The organism is Stenotrophomonas pavanii (assembly GCF_900101175.1).
Lineage (GTDB): Bacteria > Pseudomonadota > Gammaproteobacteria > Xanthomonadales > Xanthomonadaceae > Stenotrophomonas > Stenotrophomonas pavanii.
On record NZ_FNFQ01000011.1, the window covers coordinates 1 to 25,879 of the forward strand.

The window sequence follows — 25,879 nt, forward strand, 5'->3', positions numbered from 1 at the left end:
AAAGCCGCGCTTGTCGTTGCTGAATTGGCGAAACTGCTCTCCATGGACGGCCACATCCAGCGTGGCTTTGCTCACATCAATCCCGATCCCAAACATGGCAGAACTCCGCTAGGCTGACAGGGTCGAGAGCTCTCCCCGCTTGCCCAGTCTTATCAGTTCGAGCGCCAACTCAACCAACTGTTCGGGCGGTTCAGGGAGAATCCGGCGTGGGGACCCAAGCTACTTCTCGGTCGCAAGACCTGGATCCACACGGTCGCCCACGCCGGGCTCTCGGCACCCAAGGTGCCAGATCGGCAAGAGATAAGATCCACGCCATGCGTGGATGAATCTCAATCGGAATCGAATTTTCCGAATTGAAATCGAAATGCATCCACGCATGGCGTGGCTCTACCGTGTCGACCCAGGTCGACACCTACCAGAGCAATCGACCCAGGTCGACACCCACCAAGGCAGAACGCAGTTCCGACAGATCGCGGCAGTCTGTCGAAGGCGGGGTGGCTCCGGTTGCGGGGGCGTGAGCCGCATGGATGCGGCGACCGAGCCTCCATGGACGGATTCACGGCGTCCCCCGCAACCGGACCCACCCCGCCATCCCACGGGAAACCCGCTGTTGCTTCGGCTGTTGCTTCTGAGGTTGCCGGCCAGCGGCCGGCACTACCGCGGGTGCAGGGCGCAGCCCTGCAGAACAAACCCCACCCCCTACCAAGGTAGGGCGGCCCGCGCGGCAGCGCCGGACTATCCTCGAACCCATGACTTTGTCTGGGAGGGCTGCGTCATGAACTACGAGGAAACCTACCGTCGCTCGATCGACGAGCCGGAGGCCTTCTGGGGCGAGGAAGCCAAGCGCATCCACTGGCACAAACCGCCGCAGCAGGTGCTCGACTACAGCAATCCGCCGTTCCGGCGCTGGTTCGTCGGCGGTGAAACCAATCTCTGCTACAACGCCGTCGACCGCCACCTGGCCGAGCGCGCCGACCAGCTCGCGCTGGTCGCCATTTCCACCGAAACCAACAGCACCCGCGAGATCACCTATCGCCAGCTGTATCGCGAAGTGAACGACTTCGCCGCCGTGCTCAAGCACCTCGGCGTCGGCCACGGCGACCGCGTGGTGATCTACATGCCGAACATGGCGGAAGCCGTGTTCGCAATGCTGGCCTGCGCGCGCATCGGCGCGGTGCATTCGGTGGTGTTCGGTGGCTTTGCCGCGCACAACCTGGCACTGCGCATCGACGACGCCAAGCCCAGGCTGCTGATCGCCGCCGACGCGGGCATGCGCGGTGGCAAGCTGATTCCGTACAAGCCGATGGTCGACGCCGCCTGCGCCGAAGCGGCGTCGCCTCCGCCACACGTGCTGATCGTCTCGCGTGGGCTGGATGCCGCCGAACCGCGCGTGCCGGGTCGCGACGTGGAGTACGCCGCGCTGCGCGCACAGGTGGGTGAAGTCGATGTGCCGGTGCAGTGGCTGGAAGCGAGCGAGCCGAGCTACCTGCTGTACACCTCCGGCACCACCGGCAAGCCTAAGGGCGTGCAGCGCGATGTCGGCGGCTACGCGGTGGCGATGGCGCAGTCGATGGAAACCGTATTCGACTGCAAGCCGGGGCAAGTGATGTTCTCCACATCCGATGTCGGCTGGGCGGTGGGTCATTCCTACAACGTGTACGGCCCGCTGATCGGCGGCTGCACGTCGCTGCTGTACGAAGGGTTGCCGACGAATCCGGACCCGGGCATCTGGTGGGCGCTGTGTGAGCAGTACAACGTGCGCACCATGTTCTCCTCGCCCACTGCCATCCGCGTGCTGAAGAAGCACGATGCGGACTTCATCCATCGCCACGACCTGCGCGCGCTGAAGTACCTGTTCCTGGCCGGCGAGCCGCTGGACGAACCGACCGCGCACTGGATCAGCGAAGCGCTCGGCAAGCCGATCATCGACAACTACTGGCAGACCGAGACCGGCTGGCCGGCGCTGACCCTGCTGCCGGGCCTGGAGATGAAGCCGGTGCGCTTCGGTTCGCCGGGCTTCCCCAACCTCGGCTACCGGATGAAGGTGATCGACGAGAACACCGGCGAGGAAGTCGCAGCGGGGCAGAAGGGGGTGCTGGTGGTGTCGCCGCCGTTGCCGCCGGGCTGCATGAGCACGGTGTGGAACGACGACAACCGTTTCCTGCAGAGCTACTTCAGCCACTTCAAGGAACTGCTGTACAGCTCGCTGGACTGGGCGATCCGCGACGACGATGGCTACACCTTCATCCTCGGCCGTACCGACGATGTGATCAATGTGGCCGGACACCGGCTGGGCACGCGCGAGATCGAGGAGGCCATTTCGAGCCACCCGCGGGTGGCCGAGGCGGCGGTGATCGGGGTCAAGGACGAACTGAAGGGGCAGGTGCCGCTGGTGTTCGTTACCCTCAAGCAGGGCCTGGATGGCGAGGATCCGGCGCCGGTGGTGGCCGAGATGATGGCCACGGTGACCACCTCGCTCGGCGCGGTCGCGCGCCCGGCGCACGTGCACGTGGTCAACGCGCTGCCCAAGACCCGTTCGGGCAAGTTGCTGCGGCGCTCGTTGCAGGCGCTGGCCGAGCAGCGCGACCCGGGCGACCTGTCGACGCTGGACGACCCCGGCGCGCTGGAAGAGATCCGGCGGGCGCTGGGGCGTTGACCGGGTAGTGCCGGCCACTGGCCGGCACCCCCATCAATCCCGAGGTTGCCGGCCAGCGGCCGGCACTCCCCTCTGCACTTGCGCTAAGCTCGGCCTGTCATCGACCTGCAATACGCGGCGCGCGCCGGGGAAGGCGCGTGCCCTCGGGGGATGGCACACAGGGGGGCGTGCCCGCGAGGGCCCGCCGGCATGGCGCATCGAGGGAGGGGGAGGCAATGGCATTGCTGCACGCCAAGACGGCTGCTGGCCGTCAGGAAATCGAAGACCGTGGCCGGCGCCTGCCGGCGGGGCTGCGCTCGATCCTGCTGATGGTCGATGGCCGTCGCGACGACACTGAACTGCGCGGCCTGTTGGAAGGCCTGCGCGCGCCTGCCGATGCGCTGGAGCAGCTGGCCGCGCAGGGACTGATCGAAGTGATCGGTGGAAGCGCAGACGTGGCGCCCGCACGTGGCCTCAGCACCGGTCGCGAACACGACCCGGCGCTGTACCAGCAGCTGTACGACGCAATGAGCGAGGCGGTGCGGCGTCATCTGGGCCTCAAGGGGTATTTCATGCAGTTGAAGATCGAACGCTGCACCGATGCACTGGCACTGGAACGCCTGTGCCCGGAACTGCTGGCGGCGGTCGCCAAGGCGCGCAGCCCGGCGCTGGCCCAGCGCTGGTGGCAGGAAACCCGGCTGGCCCTGCTGGACACCGGCAGCGAGGTCGTGCAGGCCTGAGCCAACGCGTAAAGTGATCGGTTCACTTCCCCACAAGGAGTCCCGCGTGCAGGACGACCACGACGACACCGATACCCCTGGCTGGGACGCGATCAATGCGGCACTGGCACCGCTGTACGCGGGCCAGGAACCCCGCCACTACGGCACGGCATTGCCGTACACGCTGGGGGGCCAGGATCCACTGGATGGCATCAGCGTGTACTGGGTGGACGCGCCGCTGCCGCATTGGCACTACATCACCTATGGCTTCTCCGAGCTGTATGCCAAGGAGAGCCGCGATGCCGCCGCCAGCGGCTATGGCTTCGAGCTGACCTTCCGCCTCGCGGCCGAAGCCGGCGAGGACGCCGGCAGCCCGCCACCGGTGTGGCCGATGAACCTGCTGCAGAACCTGGCGCGCTATGTGTTCGGCAGTGGCAACGTGTTCGAGGACGGTCACCACCTCAATGCCAACGGCCCGATCGCGCTGGAGACCGACACGCGGCTGTGCCATCTGGCGTTCATTGCCGACCCGCAGTTGCCGGCACGCGACACCGCCAATGGCCACCTGCAGTTCCTGCAGCTGGTCGGATTGACCGATGAGGAAATGGAGGCAGTCAAGCGCTGGTCCACGCGCGGCGTGCTGCAGGCGCTGCAGCCGGCAATGCCGCTGTGGGTCAGCGACCTGCACCGCGGCAACCTGCTGGAGGACCCGGTGCTGGCGGCAGAGGTGCGGGCCGGCAGCGAGCGCGAAGGCTCCAGCACCGGCATGTTGTTCATCGAGACACTGGACTGGCGCCAGGAGGCGGGCATGACCACGCTGGTGCTTGGCGCCGGCCAGGTGGCGAGCGTGTGCGAACTGCTGCCGCTGCGCCTGCGCCACGGCAGATCGCTGGAACTGGTCAGCCGCGAGCGGCAGTGGGAGTTCATCGCGGACGGGGGCGGTGAAGTGGCGGACGTATCCGCCGACAGCGCGCGCTGGTCACTGGACGAGGCGGGCCTGCAGGCCCTGGCAGGGGTGCGCGCCGAGCGCGGGGTCTACCCGCTGGCAGTAAGGTTGCGTATCGAGGTGGTGCCGACCTGCCTGCGCGATGCCAAGGGGGAAGTGATCCGCCAGATCGGCTGATCGCGCCAATGACATCGAGGGGGTCGGAGCCGCGTGGTAGCCGATGGGGTCAGATCCGTTCGCCACGCGAACGGCTCTGACCCCTGACCAAGGTCAGGCCAGGCCTTCGGCCTTCAGCGCGGCCTGCACGCCGGCGTCGGCGTCCATGCGCGCCTTGTAGGCGGCCAGGTTGTCCAGGCCCGACAGGTCGACCTTGGTGCCGGCGGCCCAGCGCAGGGTGATGTAGAAGTACGGGTCGGCGAAGCTGCGGAAGCCGGCCAGCCACGGCTTGTCGGCCAGCTGCCTGTCGGCGGTCTCGAACAGGCCACGCAGGCGCTTGTGCGCGTCGGCGCGGATCGCGTCGTACTGGCCTTCGTCGGCAATGAACTTGCCCGGCGCGAACAGCGGCGAGAAGGCCGGATGCACGTCGGAATTGACGAACGCCAGCCAGCGGGTGGCTTCGGCGCGCTGGCGCGGGCTGCCATCACCGCCGAGGCCGGCCTGCGGGAAGCGATCGGCGATATAGCCCATGATCGCGGCGTTCTGCAGCAGCACGAAGTCGCCGTCGACCAGCGCGGGCACCGCACCGGCCGGATTGATCTTGAGGAATTCCGGACCCTTCAGGGTGTCCTTGTTCAGCAGTTCGACCTCGAACGGCTGGCCGGTCCACTGCAGGGCAATGTGGTCGGCGGTGGAACAGGCACCGGGCTTGCTGTACAGCTTCATGGGAACTCCAGGTGATGCGGGCGGGAAACGCCCACTATCCCAGAGCCTGCCAGCAGGCGGCAACGCTGCCGCCGGCACGGATCGTTACGACTGCCGCGGCTTGAGGTTCTGCACCTTATAGAAGGTGTGATCGCCGATGGTGGCCACCTGGTAGGCATTGCGCCAGTTCGGGCTGGCGATGGACAGCGCGGCGAAGTGGCTGGCACCGGGCACGATCTCGCGGCGCTCGCCGGCCGGCAGCGCCCAGTTGCGCTCGGCGTCGAAGGCCACGTTCATGGCCTCGCTCCAGGCCGCGTCGTTGCCCAGCTGGGTGCCGGGGGAGACGATGGTCGGTGCGAACTGCTTGCGTGCGGTGACCACCTGGCACATCGAATCACCCCACAGGCCGCTGTCGAGGCGGCGCAGCGCAACCTCGGCGACGGCCTGCTGGCCGCGCAGGGTCTGGTCGCGGGCTTCCAGGTAAACGGTGGTGCTCAAACACAGTGAATCAGCGGCCGGCTGAGGCAACAACTGCGACAGCCAGAGAATCCAGGCCAGTTTCATATAACTCCTTGCTCCGTATGGGTCGCACTCTCCGGTTCCGGCCGCGGGGGCGACAGGAGGCGGGGTACGACTTGGCGTCATGGGGAGGCGGCCATCGGGGCCGCCCCGTGGGCAGCCCCAAAAGAAACGACCAGTACCGGTCGTGGGGGCTGCGCCGGCTCACCGGAAACTGGCTGGTGAGCGGAAAGATGGCGCAAGGTAGGGGGGCGTAGCCGAACGCATCGTGAACCGCCCGGCTTGACATTCAGGTTCGCCGGGGGTGACGGAAATCACATTCCGTCCCCCATTCATCCGCAGGTCAAAGCGCGGCGGCGACCCGGCTGCCTTGGTCGATGGCGCGCTTGGCGTCGAGTTCTGCGGCCACGTCGGCGCCGCCGATCAGTTGCGCGCTGATGCCGGCGGCCTGCAGTTCGGCCTGCAGCGCGCGGTTGGGTTCCTGCCCGGCGCAGATCACCACATGGTCGACCGGCAACAGCTGTTCGCTGCCGTCCACGCGGATGCGCAGGCCCGCGTCGTCCACGCCCAGGTACTCGACACCACCGAGCATGCGCACGCCCTTGGCCTTCAGCGTGGCGCGATGGATCCAGCCGGTGGTCTTGCCCAGCCGCGCGCCGGGCTTGCCCGGGCTGCGCTGCAGCAGCCACAGCCGGCGCGGCGAGGCCTCGACCTGCGGCCGGGCCAGCGAGCCACGGGCCTCGAACGTACTGTCCACGCCCCATTCGGCCATCCAGCGCTGCGGGTCCAGCGAGGGCGACTCACCGGCGTGGCTGAGGAACTCGCCGACATCGAAGCCGATGCCGCCGGCGCCGATGATCGCCGCGCTGGCGCCCACTTCGACCCGGCCCAGCAGCACGTCCAGGTAGCTGACCACTTTGGCGTGGTCGGCGCCGGGGAAGTCGACCTTGCGCGGGGTGATGCCGGTGGCCAGCACCACCTCGTCGAAGCCGGCCAGGTGGGCGGCGTCGGCGCGGGTGCCGAGGCGCAGCTGCACGCCGGTCTCCTGCAGTGTGTGGCGGAAGTAGCGCAGGGTCTCGTGGAACTCTTCCTTGCCGGGGATGCGCTTGGCGACGTTGAACTGGCCACCGATCTCGTCGCTGGCATCGAACAGGGTGACCTGGTGGCCGCGCTGGGCGGCGACGGTGGCACAGGCCAGGCCGGCCGGGCCGGCGCCGACCACGGCAACCTTCTTCGGCGTGGCGGCCGGGCGATAGACCAGCTCGGTCTCGTGCGCGGCGCGCGGGTTGACCAGGCAGCTGGCCAGCTTGTTCTCGAACACGTGGTCCAGGCAGGCCTGGTTGCAGGCGATGCAGGTGTTGATCGCCTCGGCGCGGCCGGCGCGGGCCTTGTTCGGCCACTGCGGGTCGGCCAGCAGCGGGCGTGCCAGCGACACCATGTCGGCGCCGCCATCGGCGAGGATGCGTTCGGCGACCTCGGGCATGTTGATGCGGTTGGTCGCCACCAGCGGCAGCGCCACGTGCGGCTTCAGCTTGGCGGTGACCCCGGCGAAGGCCGCGCGCGGCACCGAGGTGGCAATCGTCGGGATACGCGCTTCGTGCCAGCCGATACCGGAATTGATGATCGTCGCGCCGGCGGCCTCGATGGCCTGCGCCTGTTGCACGATCTCTTCCCAGTTGCTGCCGTCTTCCACCAGGTCGACCAGCGACAGGCGGTAGATGATGATGAAGTCCGGGCCACAGGCTTCGCGGATGCGGCGCACGATCTCGACCGCGAAGCGCATGCGCTGGCGCGCGTCGCCGCCCCAGGCATCGGTGCGCTTGTTGGTGCGCGGTGCGATGAACTCATTGATGAGGTAGCCCTCCGAGCCCATCACTTCCACGCCGTCGTAGCCGGCCTCGCGGGCCAGCTTCGCGCTGCGCGCGTAGTCGGCGATGTGGCGCTCGACGCCGCTGGCCGACAGCGCGCGCGGGGTGAACGGGTTGATCGGTGCCTTCAGCTTCGACGGTGCCACCGACAAGGGGTGGTAGGCATAGCGGCCGGCATGCAGCAGCTGCAGGCAGATCTTCGCGCCATGCTGGTGCGCGGCGGCGGTCAGTTGGCGGTGCGGCCGCACTTCCCAGGGCCAGGACAGCTTGCCGCCGAACGGCTTCAGCCAGCCGACCACGTTCGGTGCGAAGCCGCCGGTGACGATCAGGCCGACGCCGCCCTCGGCGCGTTCGGCGAAGTAGGCCGCCAGCCGCGGGAAGTCGCGGGCGCGATCCTCCAGGCCGGTGTGCATCGAGCCCATCAGTACGCGGTTGCGCAACTGGGTGAAGCCCAGGTCCAGCGGGGCGAACAGATGGGGATAGGCGCTTTCGTTGGCTGGCGACATGGTCGATACGCTTGCGTACGGAAGCGCGAAGCGTGCCGCGAAACGGCGGCCGGGGCAAGGGTTGCTGGATGGCGCCGGTGGCGGCGCCCCCGAACTCCGGGGCGGTCGTGCCGGCCGCTGGCCGGGTACGGGGCAGCTCAGAGTGATTGCGGTTGCCGGGCAGCGGCCGGCACGACTGCGGGGCGACCGATCCCGAACCAGCCCAGGGTCACCCCGCACAGCGGGCCGATCAGCAGGGCGAAGGCGAGGGTGCCGAGGCCGACGTTGCCGCCCAGCCACCAGCCCAGCAGCAGGACGCTGCCTTCGATCAAACTGCGCACCTTCCAGATCGGCCAGCCGGTGCGGGCATGCAGGCCGGTCATCAGGCCATCGCGTGGGCCCGGGCCGAGGCGGGCGCCGATGTACAGGCCGGTGGCCAGGGCCACCAGCAGCATGCCCGCGCAGAACATCGCCAGCTGCCAGCCAAGGCCGACGGCCGGCGGCAGCAGCCACAGCCCGAACTGCGCAGAGGGACCGATCAGCATCACGTTGAGCACGGTGCCGACGCCCGGCTTCTGGCGCAGCGGCCACCACAGCAGCAGCACCAGCGCGCCGATCACGTTGGTCGCCAGGCCGAACGACAGTGGGGTCTGCGCAGCGATGCCCTGCGACAGGACATCCCAGGGCGCCACGCCGATCGCGGCACGGATCATCAGCGAAGCACCGAAGCCGTACAGGAACAGGCCAGTGATCAGTTGCAGCAGGCGCAGGGGCAGGGCGGTGGGCATGGCGGGCTCGGGGGAGGGGAGGGGAGGGGGAATCTGTTCCCACCGTATCCCTGATTTCCTTGATGCCATAGATACAGATTCAAGCCAATCCGGCGCTACAGGCGGCGCCGAACCTGCATGCGGGCGGCTATGCAGGACCGAGCCCGTGCTCTGCGGGTGGCGGCAGGCACAGCAGCCGAGCGTGGGCCCGGCTCTACATGACCGCGTCAGTCGTCCCAGCCGACCAGCGCCAGCTTGCCCACCGTGTGCCCGCTGGCCAGGCGCTGATGCGCGATGTCCAGGTTGGCTGCGTTGATCGTGCCCAGCGTCTCACTGAGCGTGCCGCGCAGCTGGCCGGCATCGATCATGCTGGCGGCGCGGCTGAGGATGCGGTGCTGTTCGATACGGTCGGGGGTGGCAAAGCGCGAGCGCGCGAACATGAATTCCCAGTGGATGCCGATGCACTTGGCCTTGTACGGATCGCCGATGCGCAGCGCGCCACGCGGCTCCACGATCAGTCCGACATGACCCTGCGGTGCCAGCAGCTGGCCCAGCTCGTCCCAGTAGTGGTCGGTGTCGGCCAGATTCAGCGCAACCTGCACCGCAGCGATGCCCAGCGCCTGCAACTGGGGTTGCAGTGGCTGCCGATGGTCGATCACGTGCGTGGCCCCCATCTGCCGGCACCACTCGATCGAAGCGTCGCGCGAAGCCGTGGCGATCACCTCGAAACCGGCGTGGCGGGCGAGCTGGATCGCCATCGAGCCCACGCCGCCCGCACCGCCGATCACCAGCAGGTGCTGGCCGCCATGGCGGCGGTCGTCCAGATGCAGGGGCATGCGCTGGAACAACAGCTCCCACGCGGTCAGCGTGGTCAGGGGCAGCGCGGCGGCTTCGGCGAAATCGAGCGTGGTCGGCTTGCGGGCGACCAGCCGTTCGTCCACCCATTGGTACTGCGCATTGCAGCCCGGGCGGGTGACGTCGCCGGCGAAGTAGACCTCGTCGCCGGAGGCAAACAGGCTGGCCTCATCGCCGATGGCTTCAACGACGCCGGCGGCGTCCCAGCCGAGCACCCGCGGCGTCTCCAGCGTTGCCGGATCGGTGGCGGCCCGCTGCTTGGCGTCGACCGGGTTGACCGAGACCGCTTCGATCCGGACCAGCAGGTCCCGGCCGCGTGGAGGCAACGGTGGTGGCAGCAGGACATCACGCAGGGCAGGGGCGTATTCACGACTCAGGGCGACGGCTTTCATCACGGCTCCGGCTGGGTTCGTGATCCCATCATAAGGTTCCTCACGTTTCCGCAAACGCGCTGAACCGTGTGATGCGGCGCGTTGCGCAATATGTCGCATTCGACACTTAAACCCCGTCAAACCCTTGCAGTGCGTGGGTCTTGCGGATTTTCATCATCCTGTATAGGGTTTCAACGTCGGACCGGTGGCCGGTCGGGCGCAACACTTCACATGTTACGGGACTGTTAACATGGCCTTCACCCGCCTGAGCATAATGTTCGCGGCGGTGGCGTGCTGAATCGGCTGTCGTACATCGATGCACTAGTGCTGGCCCATGCCTCTACCGGTTTCATACCCCCGAAATAGGAGCTGTACTCAATGAACAAGAAGATCCTTACTGCCGCGCTGCTGGGCGGCCTGGCTTTCGCCCAGGCAGCTTCGGCGCAGGAGTTCGATGACCGCTGGTACCTGACCGGTTCGGCCGGCTTCAACTTCCAGGACAGCGACCGTCTGACCAATGACGCTCCGTTCGTGACCCTGGGCCTGGGTAAGTTCATCAGCCCGAACTGGTCGCTGGACGGTGAGCTGAACTACCAGAACCCGAACTTCGACAGCAACCAGGACCTGAACTGGTCGCAGTACGGCGTCTCGCTGGACCTGCGTCGCCACTTCATCAAGGAAGGCCGCGGCTGGAACCCGTACATCGTCGGTGGCCTGGGCTACCAGAAGTCGGAAGAAGAGTACGCTGCGATCGACAACAACGGTCCGCGCCAGCGTAAGGACGGCAACCTGGCCGCCAAGCTGGGCGTCGGCCTGCAGACCACCTTCGAGAAGCGCGTGGCTGTCCGCGCCGAAGTGGCCTACCGCGCTGACTTCGACGACCAGAGCGTCGCTGCACGCGACGAAAGCTGGTTCGGCGACGTGCTGGCTTCGGTCGGCGTCGTGATCCCGCTGGGCCCGGCTCCGGTCGCGGCTGCTCCGGCTCCGGCTCCGGTTGCCCCGAGCTGCGCCGACCTGGATGACGACGGTGACGGCGTCAACAACTGCGACGACAAGTGCCCGAACTCGCAGCCGGGTCAGACCATCGGTCCGGACGGTTGCCCGGTTCCGGTCTCCATCGACCTGAAGGGCGTCAACTTCGACTTCGACAAGTCGAACCTGCGTCCGGACGCCGTGGCGATCCTGAGCGAAGCCACCGAGATCCTGAAGCGTTACCCGGATCTGCGCGTTGAAGTTGCCGGTCACACCGACTCGAAGGGTACCGACGCTTACAACCAGAAGCTGTCGGAGCGTCGCGCCACCGCCGTGTACAACTACCTGACCAAGAACGGCGTCGACGCCGGTCGCCTGGTCGGCCCGATCGGCTACGGCGAGAGCCGTCCGATTGCTCCGAACACCAACCCGGATGGTTCGGACAACCCGGAAGGTCGCGCCAAGAACCGTCGTACCGAGCTGAACGTCCAGAACTAAGTTCTGACGCTCTGCCAGTAGGACACAGCAGGACCCGGCTTCGGCCGGGTCTTGTTGTTTCTGCCGCCGGGAAACCGGCCTGGGGCGGGCGGGGAATCGCCGTTCGTCGGGATTTTGCCCGTAAATCCAATGAGTTGCCGTATTCATTGAAAGTGGCGCTTGAAAGCTGACGCGGCATTGCTAAACTCGCCGCGTCACTTCCTTCCGTGGATGCCCCTCATGCTGCGCTCTGCATCGGCCGCCGTTCTGGCGCTGGCCCTGGTTCCCGCCGCCCACGCCGCGGTTGATTGCTCGGTCAACACCAGCGCCTCGCCGCTGCCGTTGCCGGCCACGACCATCGCGCCGGTGGCCGACGAGCTGTACATCCGTGGCAACCAGCTGGGCATGCCGGCCGGCGTGCTGAGCAGCAACTACGATCCGTCGCAGTCGCTGGACCAGGTGCTTCAGCGCCTGCGCATCGATGGCTGCCAGAACATCGCCAAGGCCATCCCGAGCGCGCCAGCGGTGAAGCCGAACGATCCGGCGGCCTACAAGCCGCAGACCGAGTTCGACAATACGCCGTGGCGCTTCGACATGAGCCAGAACGGCAAGCGCATGACCGCCGAAGAATTCGACGCCTGGATGAAGGCGCGCGGCGTGCGCGTGGTCAAGGCGCGCCCGGCCCCGGCCGCCACTCCGGCTGCGGCCGAAGCACCGGCTGAGACCAAGCCGGTCGACAAGAAGTAAGCGCCGCGGGGAGCAGAGGCTTGCGCACGCGCCGCCCACCTGCCACCCCCGCCGCCCGCTCCCACGCACCGCGTGGGCGTGCGGCGCCGAACGTCTCCAGCGGTGCGCGTCATGGCCTGGCGCGCGTGCTGTCCAAGGCCGGCGTGTGCTCGCGCAGCGAGGCCGCGCGCTGGATCGCCGAAGGCCGGGTGCGCGTGTCCGGCCGCGTCGTGCGTGATCCCGAGTTCCCGATCGGACAGCCTGCGCCGCCGATCGAGGTCGATGGCCAGCCGATGGCTGCGCCGCAGCGCCTGTACCTGATGCTCAACAAGCCGCGCGGGGTCGTGACCACGGCGCAGGACGAGCGTGGCCGTGACACGGTGTACCGCTGTTTTGATGGCGCCGGCTTGCCCTGGATCGCACCGGTCGGGCGCCTGGACAAGGCCAGCGAAGGGTTGCTGCTGTTCAGCAACGATCCGCAGTGGGCCGCGCGCCTGACCGACCCGCAGACCGGGCCGGACAAGACCTACCACGTGCAGGTGGATGGCCTGCCCGATGCCGCCACCCTGGCGGCATTGCAGGCCGGGGTGGAGGACGAGGGCGAGTTCCTCGCTGCCCGCGCCGTGCACGTGCTGCGCCGTGGCGACAAGACCGCATGGCTGGAGGTGGTCCTCGACGAGGGCCGCAACCGCCATATCCGCCGCCTGTTGGCGGCTTTCGACCTGCAGGTGCTGCGCCTGGTCCGGGTCGCGATCGGTGGGCTGCTGCTCGGCGATCTCGGCAAGGGCCAGTGGCGGGTGCTGGAGGTCAGCGACCAGCAGCGGCTGGGGGCCGCTGCACCGGGCTGATCACCGCCCGCGGCCGGCAGTTGCCGGCCACCGTTCCAGGCGTAGGGGGCGCCTGGTTGCTGAATTTCCCGAACGGAGCCTGCCCATGTACCACCCGACCCTCAATCAAACCCTGCGCTGCGCAGGCCTGCTGCTGCCGATGGTGCTGCTGACCGCCTGTGGCGGCCACAAGAAGGTGGCCAAGGCGGAAACGCCGGCCGAAACCCCGGTGGTGGAAGTGAAGACCCCGGAGCTGGATGGTCGCGGCAGCTACCGCTTCCTGATGAGCAACGGCGACAAGAAGATGACCGCCGATGAGTTCGATGCCTGGATGAAGGCCAACGGCATCCGCGTCGCCAAGGGCAACGGCCAGGACGCCGCCGCCAAGCCGGTGGTGGTGGCCAGCAAGGACGAGCCGAAGGGCAAGAAGAAAAAGAAGTGACGCTTGGGGTGGGGTGATGGGGCCAGGGCCCTTTCCTGTGGAAAGAGACCCGGCCCCGGCGTGATCAGCCCTTGATCACGCCCAGCTCGACACCAATGCGGGTGAACGCATCGATCGCGCGATCCAGGTGCTCGCGGCTGTGCGCGGCGCTGATCTGGGTCCGGATGCGGGCCTGTCCCTTGGGCACCACCGGGAAGAAGAAGCCGATCGCGTAGATGCCTTCCTCGAGCAGGCGCTCGGCGAACTTCTGCGCCAGCGGTGCGTCGTACAGCATGACCGGGCTGATCGGATGCACGCCCGGCTTCACGTCGAAGCCGGCGGCGGTCATCTTCTCGCGGAAGTAGGCGGTGTTGTCGGCCAGCGTGCTGCGCAGGTCGTCGGCGGCCGCCAGCATTTCGAACGCCTTGATGCCAGCAGCCACCACGTGCGGCGGCAGCGAGTTGGAGAACAGGTACGGGCGCGAGCGCTGGCGCAGCAGTTCGATCACCTCGGCACTGGCGCAGGTGAAGCCGCCCAGTGCGCCGCCCATGGCCTTGCCCAGGGTGCCGGTGATGATGTCGATCCTGTCCAGCACGCCCTTCACTTCGGCCGAGCCACGACCGGTGGCACCGAGGAAGCCGGTGGCATGGCATTCGTCGATGTGCACCAGCGCGTTGTACTTCTTCGCCAGCGCGGTGATCTCGTCCAGCGGCGCGATGAAGCCATCCATCGAGAACACGCCGTCGGTGGTGATCAGCTTGGTCTTGCAGCCGGCGGCATCGGCGGCCTGCAGCTGGGCTTCCAGGTCGGCCATGTCGCAGTTGGCGTAACGGAAGCGCTTGGCCTTGCACAGGCGCACGCCGTCGATGATCGACGCATGGTTGAGTGCATCGGAAATGATGGCGTCGTTCTCGCCGAGCAGCGGCTCGAACAGGCCGCCGTTGGCATCGAAGCAGGCCGCGTACAGGATGGTGTCCTGCTTGCCGAAGAAGTCGGCGATCTGCTTTTCCAGCTGCTTGTGCAGGTCCTGGGTGCCGCAGATGAAGCGCACCGACGCCATGCCGAAGCCATGGGTGTCCAGCGCGTCCTTGGCGGCCTGGATCAGGTCCGGGTGGTCGGCCAGGCCCAGGTAGTTGTTGGCACAGAAGTTCAGCACCTGGCGGCCGTCATCGAGGGTGATCTCGGCCGACTGCGGGCTGGTGATGATCCGCTCGGACTTGAACAGGCCCTGGGCGCGGATGGCGTCCAGTTCCTCGGCATAGTGGCGGGTCAGGGCGGAGGAGGCGTCGGTCATGGCGTGGGCACGGCTCTGCACGGGAAACCGCCGATTCTACCGGGCAACGAGGTTCACCGACCGCGGTGGGCAGGGCACCACCATGGCAGGCACATGTTGCAATGCAGTAACAAATGGTTAAATATTCGTGAACCGTGCCTGTCTGGCATTGGCTTCACTGCTGCCCCCTTCCCGCCCCCCGCCCCCGGAGACGCTCATGAAGCACGCCCATGCCTGCCTCGCCATTGCCGCCGCCCTGACCCTTGCGCCGTTCGCGGCCAGTGCCCAGGAGACCGAATCGCCGTACAGCTGGAACGTCACTGCGGTGTCGGACTACCTGTTCCGTGGTGTGTCGCAGACCGACGAGAAGCCGACCCTGCAGGCGGGCTTCACCTACACCTCGCCGGTCGGCCTGTATGCCGGTGTCTGGGGTTCGGGCGTGGACTTCGGTCCGGGCGACCCGAGCACCGAGATCGACTACCAGATCGGTTACGGCGTGGACGTCACTCCGCGCGTCAACTTCGACGTGCTGCTGAACCGCTACACCTACCTGGGTGCCAGCGACCTGAACTACAACGAGCTGATCACCACCACCACGCTGGACGAAACCTACAAGCTGACCGTGGCCTACACCAACGACCAGTGGAACAGCGGCACCGATGGCTGGTACTACGGCGTCGGCGGCCAGTGGGGCCTGCCGCAGGAGTTCACCCTCAGTGCCAACGTCGGCCGCAGCAGCTTCGAGAAGGGCCTGGCCAAGGACTACACCGACTGGAACGTCGGCGTCAGCCGCCAGTTCGGCCTGTTCAATGTCGGCCTCGGCTACTACGGCACCGACAGCAACGGGCGCGAAAACTCGGGCAAGCTGGCGCACAGCCGCGTGCTGCTGACCGTGGCCGTCGGCAAGTAACGCCGCAGGCGTTACCGGTAGTGCCGGCCGCTGGCCGGCAACACCGGAAAAAGGCGCCCATCGGGCGCCTTTTTCAATTTCATGGTGTGCCGAGCAAGCTCGGCACCCACCATTCGTGCGCGGAACCGAGGATCAATTCCAGCTGAGCACGACCTTGCCGGCCTTGCCTTCTTCCATCAGGTCGAAGCCCTTCTGGAACTCGTCGATCGACAGCTGGTGGGTCATCACCTTGCCGAGCGGGAAACCGGACAGCACCAGCTGGGTCATCTTGTACCAGGTCTCGTACATCTTGCGGCCGTAGATACCCTGCACGGTCAGGCCCTTGAAGATGATCTTGTCCCAGTCGCAGCCGGCGCCCTTGGGCATGATGCCGAGCATGGCGATCTTGCCGCCGTGGTACATGCAGTCGAGCATGTCGTTGAACGCACGCGGGTTGCCGCTCATTTCCAGGCCCACGTCGAAGCCCTCCATGTGCAGCTCCTTCATCACGTCCTTCAGCGACTGGTTGGCGACGTTGACCACGCGGGTGGCGCCCATGTCGGCGGCCAGCTTCAGGCGGAAATCGTTGACGTCGGTCACCACCACGTTGCGCGCGCCGATGTGCTTGCAGATGCCGGCGGCGATGATGCCGATCGGGCCGGCACCGGTGATCAGCACGTCTTCACCGATCACGTCGAATTCCAGCGCGCAGTGGGCGGCGTTGCCATACGGGTCGAAGAACGCGGCCAGCTCCGACGGGATCTGGTCCGGGATCGGCCACAGGTTGCTGGCCGGCATCACCATGTATTCGGCGAAGGCGCCATTGACGTTGACACCGATGCCGACGGTGTTCGGGCACAGGTGCGGGCGGCCACCACGGCAGTTGCGGCAATGGCCGCACACGATGTGGCCTTCGGCCGAAACGCGCTGGCCGATCTCATAACCGGTCACTGCCGAGCCGAGCGCGGCGATGCGGCCGACGAACTCGTGGCCGATGGTCAGGCCCGGCTTGATCGTGCGCTGGCTCCATTCGTCCCACAGGTAGATGTGCAGGTCGGTACCGCAGATCGCGGTCTTCTCCAGCTTGATCAGGACCTCGTTCGGGCCGGGGGTCGGCACCGGAACTTCTTCCAGCCAGATGCCCTTGGCTGCTTCGCGCTTGACCAGGGCCTTCATCGTTTGCTGCGCCATCGGGGTGGAACTCATCAGGGGGAAAGCGCGGATTATAGGGTGCCGGACGGAATTCCCATGTTGCGCTGCGGGTGCTTTGGCGGAACGAAAGGCGTGCGCCGGCGGGCGTTTCGAACGTGCCGCAAACAGCAGCGCCTCCTTGATTCCGGGGGAGGGGGCGTGGTCACCCTGGCCGGGACACGCAAAAGCCCATCCATGGTGCTCGATGGCGCCATCCATGGCGCCAACGGTCCCGGCCAGGGTGGCCACGCCCCCTCAGGACGATTCCATGTGCGCGGCCGACGTGCGCATGGCAGAGCAAGAAGCAGGCCCATGACTTCCGGGGTTCGGGCCGGGGCAGGGCGGCGGGCTACAATCGAGGGTTCCACTACCAGGGGCTGCTCCATGCGCTCGAACCTGCTTGCATTTTCCATCGTCGCCAGCCTCGGCCTGGCCCAGGTCGCCCATGCCGCTGAAGGCATGTGGGTGCCGCAGCAGCTGCCGGAAATCGCCGGCCCGCTGCAGAAGGCCGGCCTGAAGCTGTCCCCGGAACAGCTGTCCAACCTGACCGGCGACCCGATGGGCGCGGTCGTCGCCCTCGGCGGCTGCACCGCCAGCTTCGTCTCGCCGCAGGGCCTGGTGGTCACCAACCACCATTGCGCGTATGGCGCCATCCAGCTGAATTCGACCGCGCAGAAGAACCTGATCAAGGACGGCTTCAATGCGCCGACCCTGAAGGACGAACTGAGCGCCGGCCCGAACGCCCGCGTGTTCGTGCTCGACCAGATCACCGACGTCACCGCCCAGGCCAAGGCCGCCATCGCCGCTGCCGGCAACGACCCGCTGGCCCGCAGCCGCGCGCTGGACGCCTTCGACAAGGCCCAGGTTGCCGCCTGTGAAGCCGATGCCGGTTTCCGCTGCCGCCTGTACAGCTTCTCCGGCGGCAACACCTACCGCCTGTTCCGCAACATGGAAATCAAGGACGTGCGCCTGGTCTACGCGCCCCCGGGCAGCGTCGGCAAGTTCGGCGGCGACGTCGACAACTGGATGTGGCCACGCCACACCGGCGATTTCTCGTTCTACCGCGCCTACGTCGGCAAGGACGGCAAGCCGGCCGCCTTCGCCGCCGACAACGTGCCGTACCAGCCCAAGCACTTCCTGAAGTTCGCCGACCAGCCGCTGGGCGCCGACGACTTCGTGATGGTGGCCGGCTACCCGGGCCGCACCAACCGCTATGCACTGGCCGGCGAGTTCAACGAGACCGCCAGCTTCACCTACCCGACCATCGCCAAGCACTACAACGCGGTGCTGAAGATGATCGCCGACGCCGGCAAGGCCGACGCCGACGTCAAGGTGAAGTACGCCGCCACTGCCGCCAGCATGAACAACGTGGCCAAGAACTACCTGGGCCAGCTGGAAGGCTTCAAGCGCATCGACGCCGCTGGCCAGAAGCAGGCCGAGGAAGCCGCCGTGCTGGCGTGGCTGAAGAAGCAGGGCGCGGCCGGCAAGCCGGCGCTGGCCGCACACGCGCAGCTGGTCAAGCACCTGGACACCAGCAAGGCCACCCGCGAGCGTGACCTGTTCGTCGGCCAGTTCAACAACACCTCGGCCGTGGGCGCAGCGATCACCCTCTACCGCCTGTCGATCGAGCGCAGCAAGCCCGATGCCGAACGCGAAGCCGGTTACCAGGAACGTGACCTGACCACCATCGAAGGCGGCCTGAAGCAGATGGACCGCCGCTACGTGGCGAAGATGGACCAGCAGCTGCAGGCCTACTGGCTGGAGCAGTACGTGGCCCTGCCGGCCGCGCAGCGCGACAATGAAGTGCTGAACAAGTGGCTGGCCGGCAGCGATGCCGCTGCGGTGAAGTCGCTGGTGGCCAAGCTGTCGGGCACCGAGCTGGGCAGCCTGGATGCACGCCTGAAGTGGTTCAAGGCCGACCGTGCCGCGTTTGAAGCCAGCAGCGATCCGGCCATCCAGTACGCCGTGGCTGTCATGCCGGCACTGCTGAAGCAGGAAGAGCAGAAGAAGATCCGCGAAGGCGAATCGCTGACCGCGCGCCCGCTGTACCTGCAGGCCGTGGCCGACTACAAGAAGAGCCAGGGTGAATTCGTCTACCCGGACGCCAACCTGTCGCTGCGCATCACCTTCGGCAACGTCATGGGGTATGGCAAGGACGGCGTGAAGTACACCCCGTTCACCACCCTGGAAGGCGTGGCAGCGAAGGAAACCGGTGAAGATCCGTTCGATTCGCCGAAGGCGCTGCTCGATGCGGTCAAGGCCAAGCGTTACGGCGGCCTGGAAGACAAGCGCATTGGTTCGGTGCCGGTGAACTTCCTGTCCAACCTGGACATCACCGGCGGCAACTCGGGTTCGCCGGTGCTGGATGCCAACGGCAAGCTGGTCGGCCTGGCCTTCGATGGCAACTGGGAATCGGTCAGCTCCAACTGGGTATTCGACCCGGTGATGACCCGCATGATCGCCGTCGACAGCCGCTACATGCAGTGGATCATGCAGGAAGTGGCGCCGGCGCCGCAGCTGCTGAAGGAACTGAACCTGGCCAAGTGAGGTAGTGCCGGCCGCTGGCCGGCAACGCCTGCAGACACTGCCGGGCGGTGCATCCGCGCATGGCGTGGATCTGCTGCCCGGCGCGCCGTCCGCGATTCCGAAACCCCGCGACCCACGTCGCGGGGTTTTTTCATGCCCGGCCCGGCCCGGCGCGCCGAACAGGTATCATCCCTGTTCCGCGCACTTCACAGGATGTGAACGAAACGCGGAACTTCCTCCCCCAGGACCCCTTGCACGCATGCGCATCCTGCTTGCCCGCCACGGCGAAACGCCGTGGAACGCCGAAGGCCGCTACCAGGGCCAGATCGACATCCCGCTTTCGCCGATCGGCGAAGCCCAGGCCCAGGCCCTCGGCGCGCGCCTGGCCTCGGTGGACATCACCCGTGCCGTCGCCTCGCCGCTGTCACGCGCGCAGCGCACCGCGCAGCTGGCGCTCGGCGCCGCCCGTGCCGGGATGCTGCAGACCGAACCGGAACTGCAGGAAATCGCCCACGGCGAATGGGAAGGGCTGCTGGCCAGTGAGATCCATGAGAAGGATCCCTCACGCCTGAAAGCGTGGCGCGAGGAACCGGATACCGTGCTGATGCCCGGCGGCGAGTCGCTGCGCCTGGTGCTGGAGCGCAGCTGGCGCGGCCTGGCCCGCGCCACCGAAGGCCTTGGTGAGCACGACACCCTGCTGGTGGTCGCCCACGACGCGGTGAACCGCGTGATCCTGTGCAAGGTGCTGGGGCTGCCGATTTCCCGGCTGTGGACCTTCCGCCAGGCACCGACCACGCTCAACCTGCTCGAAGGCGCCGACCTGGACAGCCTGGAAGTGGTGCGCCTGAACGACTGCGCCCACCACACGCCATTCTTCGGCGAAGCCAAGCACCGCGCTCTCTGATCCATCCCCCTGCATCAACTGCTTCTGCTGGAACCGCTGCCGTGACGAACACCCCGACCACCCTGGCCGACTGGCTGGACTACATTGAACGCCAGCATCCGGCGAGCATCGACATGGGCCTGGAGCGCGTGCGCGCCGTGGCCACGGCGATGGGCCTGGGGGCGCCGGCCAAGCGCACCATCGTGGTCGGTGGCACCAACGGCAAGGGCTCGACCGTGGCCTTCATCGAAGCCATTGCACGCGCCGCTGGCTGGAAGGTCGGCGCGTACACCTCGCCGCACCTGCTGCGCTACAACGAGCGCGTGCGCATCGACGGCCAGGAGGTGGACGATGCGGCGCTGGTCGCTGCGTTCAATGCGGTCGAGGCCGCGCGTGGCCAGACCACGCTGACCTATTTCGAGTACGGCACGCTGGCCGCCCTGCACCTGTTCGCCGACGCCGGGCTGGACCTGGCGGTGCTGGAAGTGGGCCTGGGCGGTCGCCTGGATGCGGTCAACATCGTCGACGCCGACGTGGCGGTGATCACCACCGTGGACATCGACCATGCCGAGTGGCTGGGCGAGGACCGCGAAGCGATCGGCACCGAGAAGGCCGGCATCATCCGTGGCTGGAAACCGGTGATCCTGGGTGAAACCGACCCGCCGTCGAGCGTGCTGCGCCGCGCCTACCTGGTCGGCGCCAATGCGATCCGCGGCGGCAGCGATTACTTCTACGAGCCGATCGATGCCCAGCGCTGGCGCTGGCGCGATGTCGGCCTGCGCATGGAACTGCCGACCCCGGCCCTGGCCGGCCCGATCCAGCTGGCCAACGCCGGTGCCGCCATCGCCGCGCTGCGCTCGCTGGACAAGCCGGTGCCGCGTGCGGCGTGGGCGGCCGGTATCGCGGCGGCGCGGATCTCCGGCCGCCTGCAGGCGTTCGAGCGCGACGGTGTGCAGATCCGCGTCGATGTCGGCCACAACCCGCAGGCCGCCGGTCAGCTGGCACGCGCATTGAAGGCCGATGTGTCGGCCGGGCGCACGCTGGCGGTGTACGCCGCGCTGCAGGACAAGGACGCGGCGGGCGTGGTGCAGGCGCTGCAGGACGTCGTGGGCGCGTGGACGTTGGCCGGCCTGGACGGCCCGCGTGGGCAGAGCGCGGCGCAGCTGCAGGCGCGCCTGGCCGGCACCGCAGCCGCCGCCGGTGCGCAGCTGGCCGGTTCCGTCGAACAGGCACTGGCCCAGGTCCTGGCCGAGGCCGGGCGCGGCGACCGCGTCCTGGTCTTCGGCTCGTTCCATACCGCTGCGGCCGCGCTGCGCTGGCTGCAGGGCGCCGCCTGATCCGCGTTCAGCCAATGCCGACGCCGGCCGGTCCGGCACCCGTATAATCGACGGCAATCTCCGGACCGTTGCCTGCCTCACGTGGATACGCCTCTGAAACAGCGTCTGATTGGTGCCATCGTGCTGGTGGCGCTGGCCGTGATTTTCCTGCCGATGCTGGTCAAGGGTCCGGCACCGGACAGTGGCGTGGCCTCGGTGCCGATCGCCGCGCCGGATGCGCCGGCCGATGGCCAGTTCGAGACCCGCGAGCTGCCGCTGGTCGCCCCGGCCGGTGGCGCCACCGGGCTGCAGACCGGGCAGGCCAAGCCACTGCAGGAAGCGGCCGCGCCGGCCACGCCGCCGACCGTGGACACCTCCCCGGCCGTTGCCGCGGGCAACTTCGCGGTCACCTTTGGCGCATACGGCAGCAAGGCCGACGCCGATGCGGTGATCGCCTACCTGCAGCGCTCGCAGCTGCCGGGCTTCGCAGAAGCGACCACCATCAGCGGGCGCCAGGCGTGGCGCGTGCGCGTCGGGCCGTATGACGACCGTGCCCAGGCCGAGGCCGCCCGCCTGCAGGCAGTGAAGATCCGCGCCGACGTGAAGGCCGAAGTCATCACGCTGGATGCGGCCGCAGGCAACAGTGCCGCGGTCGCTGCCACACCGGCACCGGCGGCCAGCACACCGGCCGCAGCGACCAGCCCGTCGGCCACCAGCAACCCGGTGCGCAGCGAAAGCCTGCCGCCGAGCACGGCGACCGTGACTACGCCGCCGGCCACCAAGCCGGAGCCGGCCAAGCCGGCGCCGAAGCCTGAGGCCCCGAAGCCTGAGGCCAAGCCGGAACCGAAGCCGGAGGCCACCGCCAGCAAGCCGGCCACGGCGCCGGCCACGCCGGCCGCACCGGCGGCCAGTGGCGTCGGCTTCGCCGTGCAGCTGGGCGCGTTCGGCCAGGCCAGCGATGCCGCTGCGCTGCGCGACAAGGTCCGCGCCGCCGGCTTCAGTGCGTTCGTCGAGCAGGTGCGCACCGAAAAGGGCACCCTGCATCGCGTCCGCGTGGGTCCGGTGGCCAACCGCGCGGATGCCGAACAGCTGAAGGCGCAGGTCGCTGCCAAGGTCGGCGTCGCCGGCATGGTCCGACCGCACCCATGACCGACGCGCAGGCCCGTTGCCAGCGCCGCCGAAGGAGCGGGGCGCCATGATCGACGTGGTGCTGCTGATCGTGATCGCCGCCTCGACCCTGTTGGGGATGCTGCGCGGCTTTGTTGGCATCGTCATCGGCACGCTGTCGTGGCTGCTGGCTGCATGGGCGGCCTTCGCCTTCGGCAACGACGCCGCGCGCTGGTGGGCGGCCCCGGCCGCGCCCGGCGGCGAGCACTTCGTCGGCGGCTACCTGGGCGTGGGCATCGGCGTGATGATCGTGGTCGCGGTGATCGGCATGGTCATCAAGGCGATGATCCACCGCAGCATGCTGACCAGCCTGGACCGCCTGCTGGGCGGCGTGCTGGGCGCCGTGCGCGGCGGCCTGATCGCGGCGATCCTGGTACTGCTGGCGGGTTTCACGCCGCTGACCGCCGAGCCGTCCTGGAAGCGTTCGGCGGTACGCCCGGTGCTGAATCCGGCCGTGGCCTGGATGAACGGCAAGCTGCCGCACTGGCAGGTGCCCGGCGCCGATATGCTGCCCAAGGCCTTGCCCACCGACATGCTGTCCCCATCTGCACTGATGGAGTTGGGGAAGAACGCGGGCGCCGGGTTGGGAAAGCCGGGCGAGGCAGGCGATAATGGCATCCTCAACCAGGTAGTGGCGGGCGGCGGATGGCTGCGGCCCGCGAAAGCGGAACAGGGCGATGCATACGATCCGGCCGAAGTGCGCCCGGACGCCCCAGCACTGCCGGACAGTATCGAGCCGGGCGATCCGGCCAACGTCGACCGCAGGCGCGGCGACCACCGCGGCCAGGTACGGCCACCTTCCTTGTAACTGGGCACAGCCCAGCGGAGACCTCGCACCATGTGTGGCATCGTCGGAATCGTCGGCAACCAGAACGTCGCCGGGCAGTTGTATGACGGCTTGACCGTTCTCCAGCACCGCGGCCAGGACGCGGCAGGCATCGCCACCGCCAGTGGCAGCCGCCTGCGCGTGCAGAAGGCCACCGGGCTGGTCCGCGATGTGTTCGACGCCCGCACCATGTCCACCCTGGAAGGCAGCGTCGGCATCGCCCACGTGCGCTACCCGACCGCGGGCTCGGAAGGCATGGACGAGGCACAGCCGTTCTACGTCAATTCGCCGTACGGCATCGCGCTGGCCCACAACGGCAACCTGATCAACACCGAGGCGCTGCGCCAGCAGGTGTTCGAACAGGACCGCCGCAACGTCAACACCGATTCGGACAGCGAAGTGCTGCTGAACGTGTTCGCCTACGAACTGGAGCAGCAGCGCCAGCTCAGCCCGGAAGCCGCGATCCGCGCGGTGGCCGGCGTGCATCGGCGCTGCAAGGGCGGCTATGCGGTGGTCAGCGTGGTGCTGGGCCTGGGCCTGGTCGCCTTCCGCGACCCGCATGGCATCCGTCCGCTGGTGCTGGGCAAGCGCAGCCATGCCGAGGGCGACGAGTACATCGTGGCGTCCGAGTCGGCGGCGCTGGACGTGCTGGGCTTCCAGCGCGTGCGCGACGTGCAGCCGGGCGAAGCGCTGGTGATCACTGCACGCGGCGAGCTGTTCTCGGAGATCTGCGCCGAGCCGGTCGAGCACACTCCGTGCATCTTCGAGTACGTGTACTTCGCGCGCCCGGACTCGATGATCGACAACGTCTCGGTGCACAAGGCGCGCATGCGCATGGGCATCAAGCTCGGCGAGAAGATCCTGCGCCTGCGCCCGGACCACGACATCGACACCATCATCCCGATCCCGGATACCTCGCGCGACGCCGCGCTGGAGATTTCCAACGTGCTCGGTGTGAAGTACCGCGAAGGCTTCATCAAGAACCGCTACATCGGCCGCACCTTCATCATGCCGGGGCAGGGGGAACGCGTGAAGTCGGTGCGCCGCAAGCTCAACCCGATCCACCTGGAGTTCCGCAACCGCGTGGTGCTGCTGGTGGACGACTCGATCGTGCGTGGCACCACCAGCCAGCAGATCGTGCAGATGGCCCGTGATGCCGGCGCGCGCAAGGTCTATCTGGCCAGCGCGGCACCGCCGGTGCGCTATCCCAACATCTACGGCATCGACATGCCGGCGGCCGAAGAGCTGGTCGCGCACAACCGCAGCGTGGAAGAGATCGAAGCCCACCTGGGGTGCGACTGGCTGATCTACCAGGACATCGAGGACATGGAAGCGGCGGTGAGCGAGGGCAACCCGGCGCTGCGCAGTTTCGATTCGTCCTGCTTCAACGGCCACTACCCGACCGGTATCGAGCCGGGCTACTTCGAGCGCATCCAGCAGCTGCGTTCGGACGACGCCAAGCACAAGCGCCGCGCCTGAGGTCCAGGCGTGGTCGCGGTGCCCGACGCCGGAGGTGACCTGCTGCGCGCGGCGCAGCAGTGCCTGGCCGAGGCCGACCCGCTGCGCAAGGTCGCGCTGACCCAGGCCTATGCCGCCGCGTTCCGTGCCGGCCGCCTGAAGGTGGCCGCCGATGCGCCGCCGCCGGAACCGATCCGCATGCCCGGCCGGCCGGCGCAGCTGGTGCTGGTGCATCCGCGCGACGTGCCGCGGCGTGGACTGGGCGGCGTGGAAGGGCGAGCGGCCTTCATCCACGCCATCGCCCACATCGAACTCAATGCGATCGACCTGGCCTGGGACGCGGTGTACCGCTTCCGCGGCCTGCCGCCAGCGTTCCATGCCGACTGGGTCAGCTGTGCCGACGACGAATCACGGCACTTCATGCTGCTGCGCGAGCGCCTGCAGGCGCTCGGCCACGACTACGCTGATTTCCCCGCGCACAACGGCCTGTGGGAAATGTGCGAAAAGACCGCGCATGACGGCCTGGCGCGCATGGCGCTGGTCCCGCGCGTGCTGGAAGCGCGCGGCCTGGACGTCACCCCGGGCATGATCGAGAAGCTGCGCAACGTCGGTGATGGCGAAACCGCCGATGTACTGGAAGTGATCCTGCGCGAGGAAGTGGCGCATGTTGCCGCCGGTTCGCGCTGGTACCGCTGGTATTGCGACCGCGCCGGCGTCGAACCGCGCGCACGGTTCAAGGCGCTGCTGGTGGAATACGCCGGCGGCTACCTGCACGGGCCGTTCAACATCGAAGCGCGCCTGCTGGCCGGCTTCGACGCCGATGAGCTGGCCAACCTGGTCGAACAGGCCGGTTGAAGAAAAGGGGACGGAGGGGATTAAGTCGTTTGTGGCACAAACGACT

22 protein-coding genes and 1 pseudogene are annotated in these 25,879 nt (G+C 67.8%); 15 read left to right on the forward strand and 8 right to left on the reverse strand.

Annotation, left to right across the window (positions count from 1 at the left end; all coding sequences use genetic code 11):
- Positions 1 to 96 (reverse strand): annotated as a pseudogene (locus BLS66_RS20630) (IS110 family transposase); the annotation flags it as partial.
- A gap of 679 nt (positions 97 to 775) precedes the next feature.
- Here BLS66_RS20630 and prpE point away from each other — a divergent pair.
- The 3 genes from prpE to BLS66_RS16655 all read left to right on the forward strand — a co-directional run bounded on the left by prpE (position 776) and on the right by BLS66_RS16655 (position 4,477).
- Positions 776 to 2,656 (forward strand): propionate--CoA ligase, encoded by a 1,881-nt coding sequence (gene prpE, locus BLS66_RS16645; protein ID WP_053462258.1) that lies wholly within the window; start codon positions 776 to 778, stop codon positions 2,654 to 2,656.
- Between the two features lie 215 nt (positions 2,657 to 2,871).
- Complete coding sequence (locus tag BLS66_RS16650) at positions 2,872 to 3,375, forward strand: hypothetical protein (protein WP_049468321.1); 504 nt, start codon at positions 2,872 to 2,874, stop codon at positions 3,373 to 3,375.
- Positions 3,376 to 3,421: 46 nt separating this feature from the next.
- Positions 3,422 to 4,477, forward strand: a complete 1,056-nt coding sequence (locus tag BLS66_RS16655; protein WP_074726364.1) for a suppressor of fused domain protein — start codon at positions 3,422 to 3,424, stop codon at positions 4,475 to 4,477.
- A 93-nt stretch (positions 4,478 to 4,570) separates the two neighbouring features.
- Here the strand turns inward: BLS66_RS16655 and BLS66_RS16660 are convergent, their stop codons facing one another.
- The 5 genes from BLS66_RS16660 to BLS66_RS16680 all read right to left on the reverse strand — a co-directional run bounded on the left by BLS66_RS16660 (position 4,571) and on the right by BLS66_RS16680 (position 10,047).
- Complete coding sequence (locus BLS66_RS16660) at positions 4,571 to 5,182, reverse strand: glutathione S-transferase N-terminal domain-containing protein (RefSeq protein WP_074726365.1); 612 nt, start codon at positions 5,180 to 5,182, stop codon at positions 4,571 to 4,573.
- 84 nt (positions 5,183 to 5,266) lie between these two features.
- Complete coding sequence (locus BLS66_RS16665; RefSeq protein WP_004154513.1) at positions 5,267 to 5,725, reverse strand: cell wall hydrolase; 459 nt, start codon at positions 5,723 to 5,725, stop codon at positions 5,267 to 5,269.
- A 298-nt stretch (positions 5,726 to 6,023) separates the two neighbouring features.
- A complete protein-coding gene (locus BLS66_RS16670; protein WP_074726366.1) occupies positions 6,024 to 8,054 on the reverse strand; it encodes an NADPH-dependent 2,4-dienoyl-CoA reductase in 2,031 nt (676 codons plus the stop codon).
- A 137-nt stretch (positions 8,055 to 8,191) separates the two neighbouring features.
- The gene (gene yczE, locus BLS66_RS16675) at positions 8,192 to 8,821 is read right to left on the reverse strand and encodes a membrane protein YczE (RefSeq protein WP_053506577.1); all 630 of its coding nucleotides are present in this window, start codon (positions 8,819 to 8,821) and stop codon (positions 8,192 to 8,194) included.
- A 206-nt stretch (positions 8,822 to 9,027) separates the two neighbouring features.
- A complete protein-coding gene (locus BLS66_RS16680) occupies positions 9,028 to 10,047 on the reverse strand; it encodes a zinc-binding alcohol dehydrogenase family protein (protein WP_074726367.1) in 1,020 nt (339 codons plus the stop codon).
- Positions 10,048 to 10,404: 357 nt separating this feature from the next.
- On the opposite strand from BLS66_RS16680, the gene BLS66_RS16685 reads away from it, so the two are divergent.
- The 4 genes from BLS66_RS16685 to BLS66_RS16700 all read left to right on the forward strand — a co-directional run bounded on the left by BLS66_RS16685 (position 10,405) and on the right by BLS66_RS16700 (position 13,470).
- Positions 10,405 to 11,496, forward strand: a complete 1,092-nt coding sequence (locus tag BLS66_RS16685; RefSeq protein WP_049468332.1) for an OmpA family protein — start codon at positions 10,405 to 10,407, stop codon at positions 11,494 to 11,496.
- Positions 11,497 to 11,715: 219 nt separating this feature from the next.
- Positions 11,716 to 12,222, forward strand: a complete 507-nt coding sequence (locus BLS66_RS16690) for a hypothetical protein (protein ID WP_049468334.1) — start codon at positions 11,716 to 11,718, stop codon at positions 12,220 to 12,222.
- A 20-nt stretch (positions 12,223 to 12,242) separates the two neighbouring features.
- Positions 12,243 to 13,049 carry a pseudouridine synthase gene (locus BLS66_RS16695; RefSeq protein ID WP_064237733.1) on the forward strand — a complete coding sequence of 269 codons (807 nt, stop codon included), beginning with the start codon at positions 12,243 to 12,245 and terminating at the stop codon, positions 13,047 to 13,049.
- 85 nt (positions 13,050 to 13,134) lie between these two features.
- The gene (locus BLS66_RS16700) at positions 13,135 to 13,470 is read left to right on the forward strand and encodes a hypothetical protein (protein WP_005412356.1); all 336 of its coding nucleotides are present in this window, start codon (positions 13,135 to 13,137) and stop codon (positions 13,468 to 13,470) included.
- A gap of 64 nt (positions 13,471 to 13,534) precedes the next feature.
- Here the strand turns inward: BLS66_RS16700 and kbl are convergent, their stop codons facing one another.
- The gene (gene kbl / locus BLS66_RS16705; protein WP_049468337.1) at positions 13,535 to 14,743 is read right to left on the reverse strand and encodes a glycine C-acetyltransferase; all 1,209 of its coding nucleotides are present in this window, start codon (positions 14,741 to 14,743) and stop codon (positions 13,535 to 13,537) included.
- Between the two features lie 196 nt (positions 14,744 to 14,939).
- On the opposite strand from kbl, the gene BLS66_RS16710 reads away from it, so the two are divergent.
- The gene (locus BLS66_RS16710; protein WP_049468338.1) at positions 14,940 to 15,632 is read left to right on the forward strand and encodes a TorF family putative porin; all 693 of its coding nucleotides are present in this window, start codon (positions 14,940 to 14,942) and stop codon (positions 15,630 to 15,632) included.
- Between the two features lie 132 nt (positions 15,633 to 15,764).
- On the opposite strand, the gene tdh is transcribed toward BLS66_RS16710, so the two are convergent.
- Positions 15,765 to 16,787: an L-threonine 3-dehydrogenase gene (gene tdh, locus BLS66_RS16715; RefSeq protein ID WP_049468340.1), complete on the reverse strand. Its 1,023-nt coding sequence runs from the start codon at positions 16,785 to 16,787 to the stop codon at positions 15,765 to 15,767.
- 399 nt (positions 16,788 to 17,186) lie between these two features.
- On the opposite strand from tdh, the gene BLS66_RS16720 reads away from it, so the two are divergent.
- From BLS66_RS16720 to BLS66_RS16750, 7 genes are all read left to right on the forward strand, one after another.
- On the forward strand, positions 17,187 to 19,349 hold the full coding sequence (locus BLS66_RS16720) for a S46 family peptidase (protein WP_053462263.1): 2,163 nt from the start codon (positions 17,187 to 17,189) through the stop codon (positions 19,347 to 19,349).
- 238 nt (positions 19,350 to 19,587) lie between these two features.
- Positions 19,588 to 20,232 carry a histidine phosphatase family protein gene (locus tag BLS66_RS16725; RefSeq protein ID WP_049465896.1) on the forward strand — a complete coding sequence of 215 codons (645 nt, stop codon included), beginning with the start codon at positions 19,588 to 19,590 and terminating at the stop codon, positions 20,230 to 20,232.
- A gap of 41 nt (positions 20,233 to 20,273) precedes the next feature.
- On the forward strand, positions 20,274 to 21,548 hold the full coding sequence (folC, locus tag BLS66_RS16730; protein ID WP_074726368.1) for a bifunctional tetrahydrofolate synthase/dihydrofolate synthase: 1,275 nt from the start codon (positions 20,274 to 20,276) through the stop codon (positions 21,546 to 21,548).
- A gap of 81 nt (positions 21,549 to 21,629) precedes the next feature.
- Positions 21,630 to 22,676, forward strand: coding sequence for an SPOR domain-containing protein (locus tag BLS66_RS16735; protein ID WP_074726369.1), 1,047 nt, complete (start codon positions 21,630 to 21,632; stop codon positions 22,674 to 22,676).
- 46 nt (positions 22,677 to 22,722) lie between these two features.
- On the forward strand, positions 22,723 to 23,502 hold the full coding sequence (locus tag BLS66_RS16740; RefSeq protein WP_057495134.1) for a CvpA family protein: 780 nt from the start codon (positions 22,723 to 22,725) through the stop codon (positions 23,500 to 23,502).
- Between the two features lie 30 nt (positions 23,503 to 23,532).
- Positions 23,533 to 24,999 (forward strand): amidophosphoribosyltransferase, encoded by a 1,467-nt coding sequence (gene purF / locus BLS66_RS16745; protein WP_049465904.1) that lies wholly within the window; start codon positions 23,533 to 23,535, stop codon positions 24,997 to 24,999.
- A gap of 9 nt (positions 25,000 to 25,008) precedes the next feature.
- Positions 25,009 to 25,833: a ferritin-like domain-containing protein gene (locus BLS66_RS16750; protein WP_074726370.1), complete on the forward strand. Its 825-nt coding sequence runs from the start codon at positions 25,009 to 25,011 to the stop codon at positions 25,831 to 25,833.
- The last annotated feature ends 46 nt before the right edge of the window (positions 25,834 to 25,879 follow it).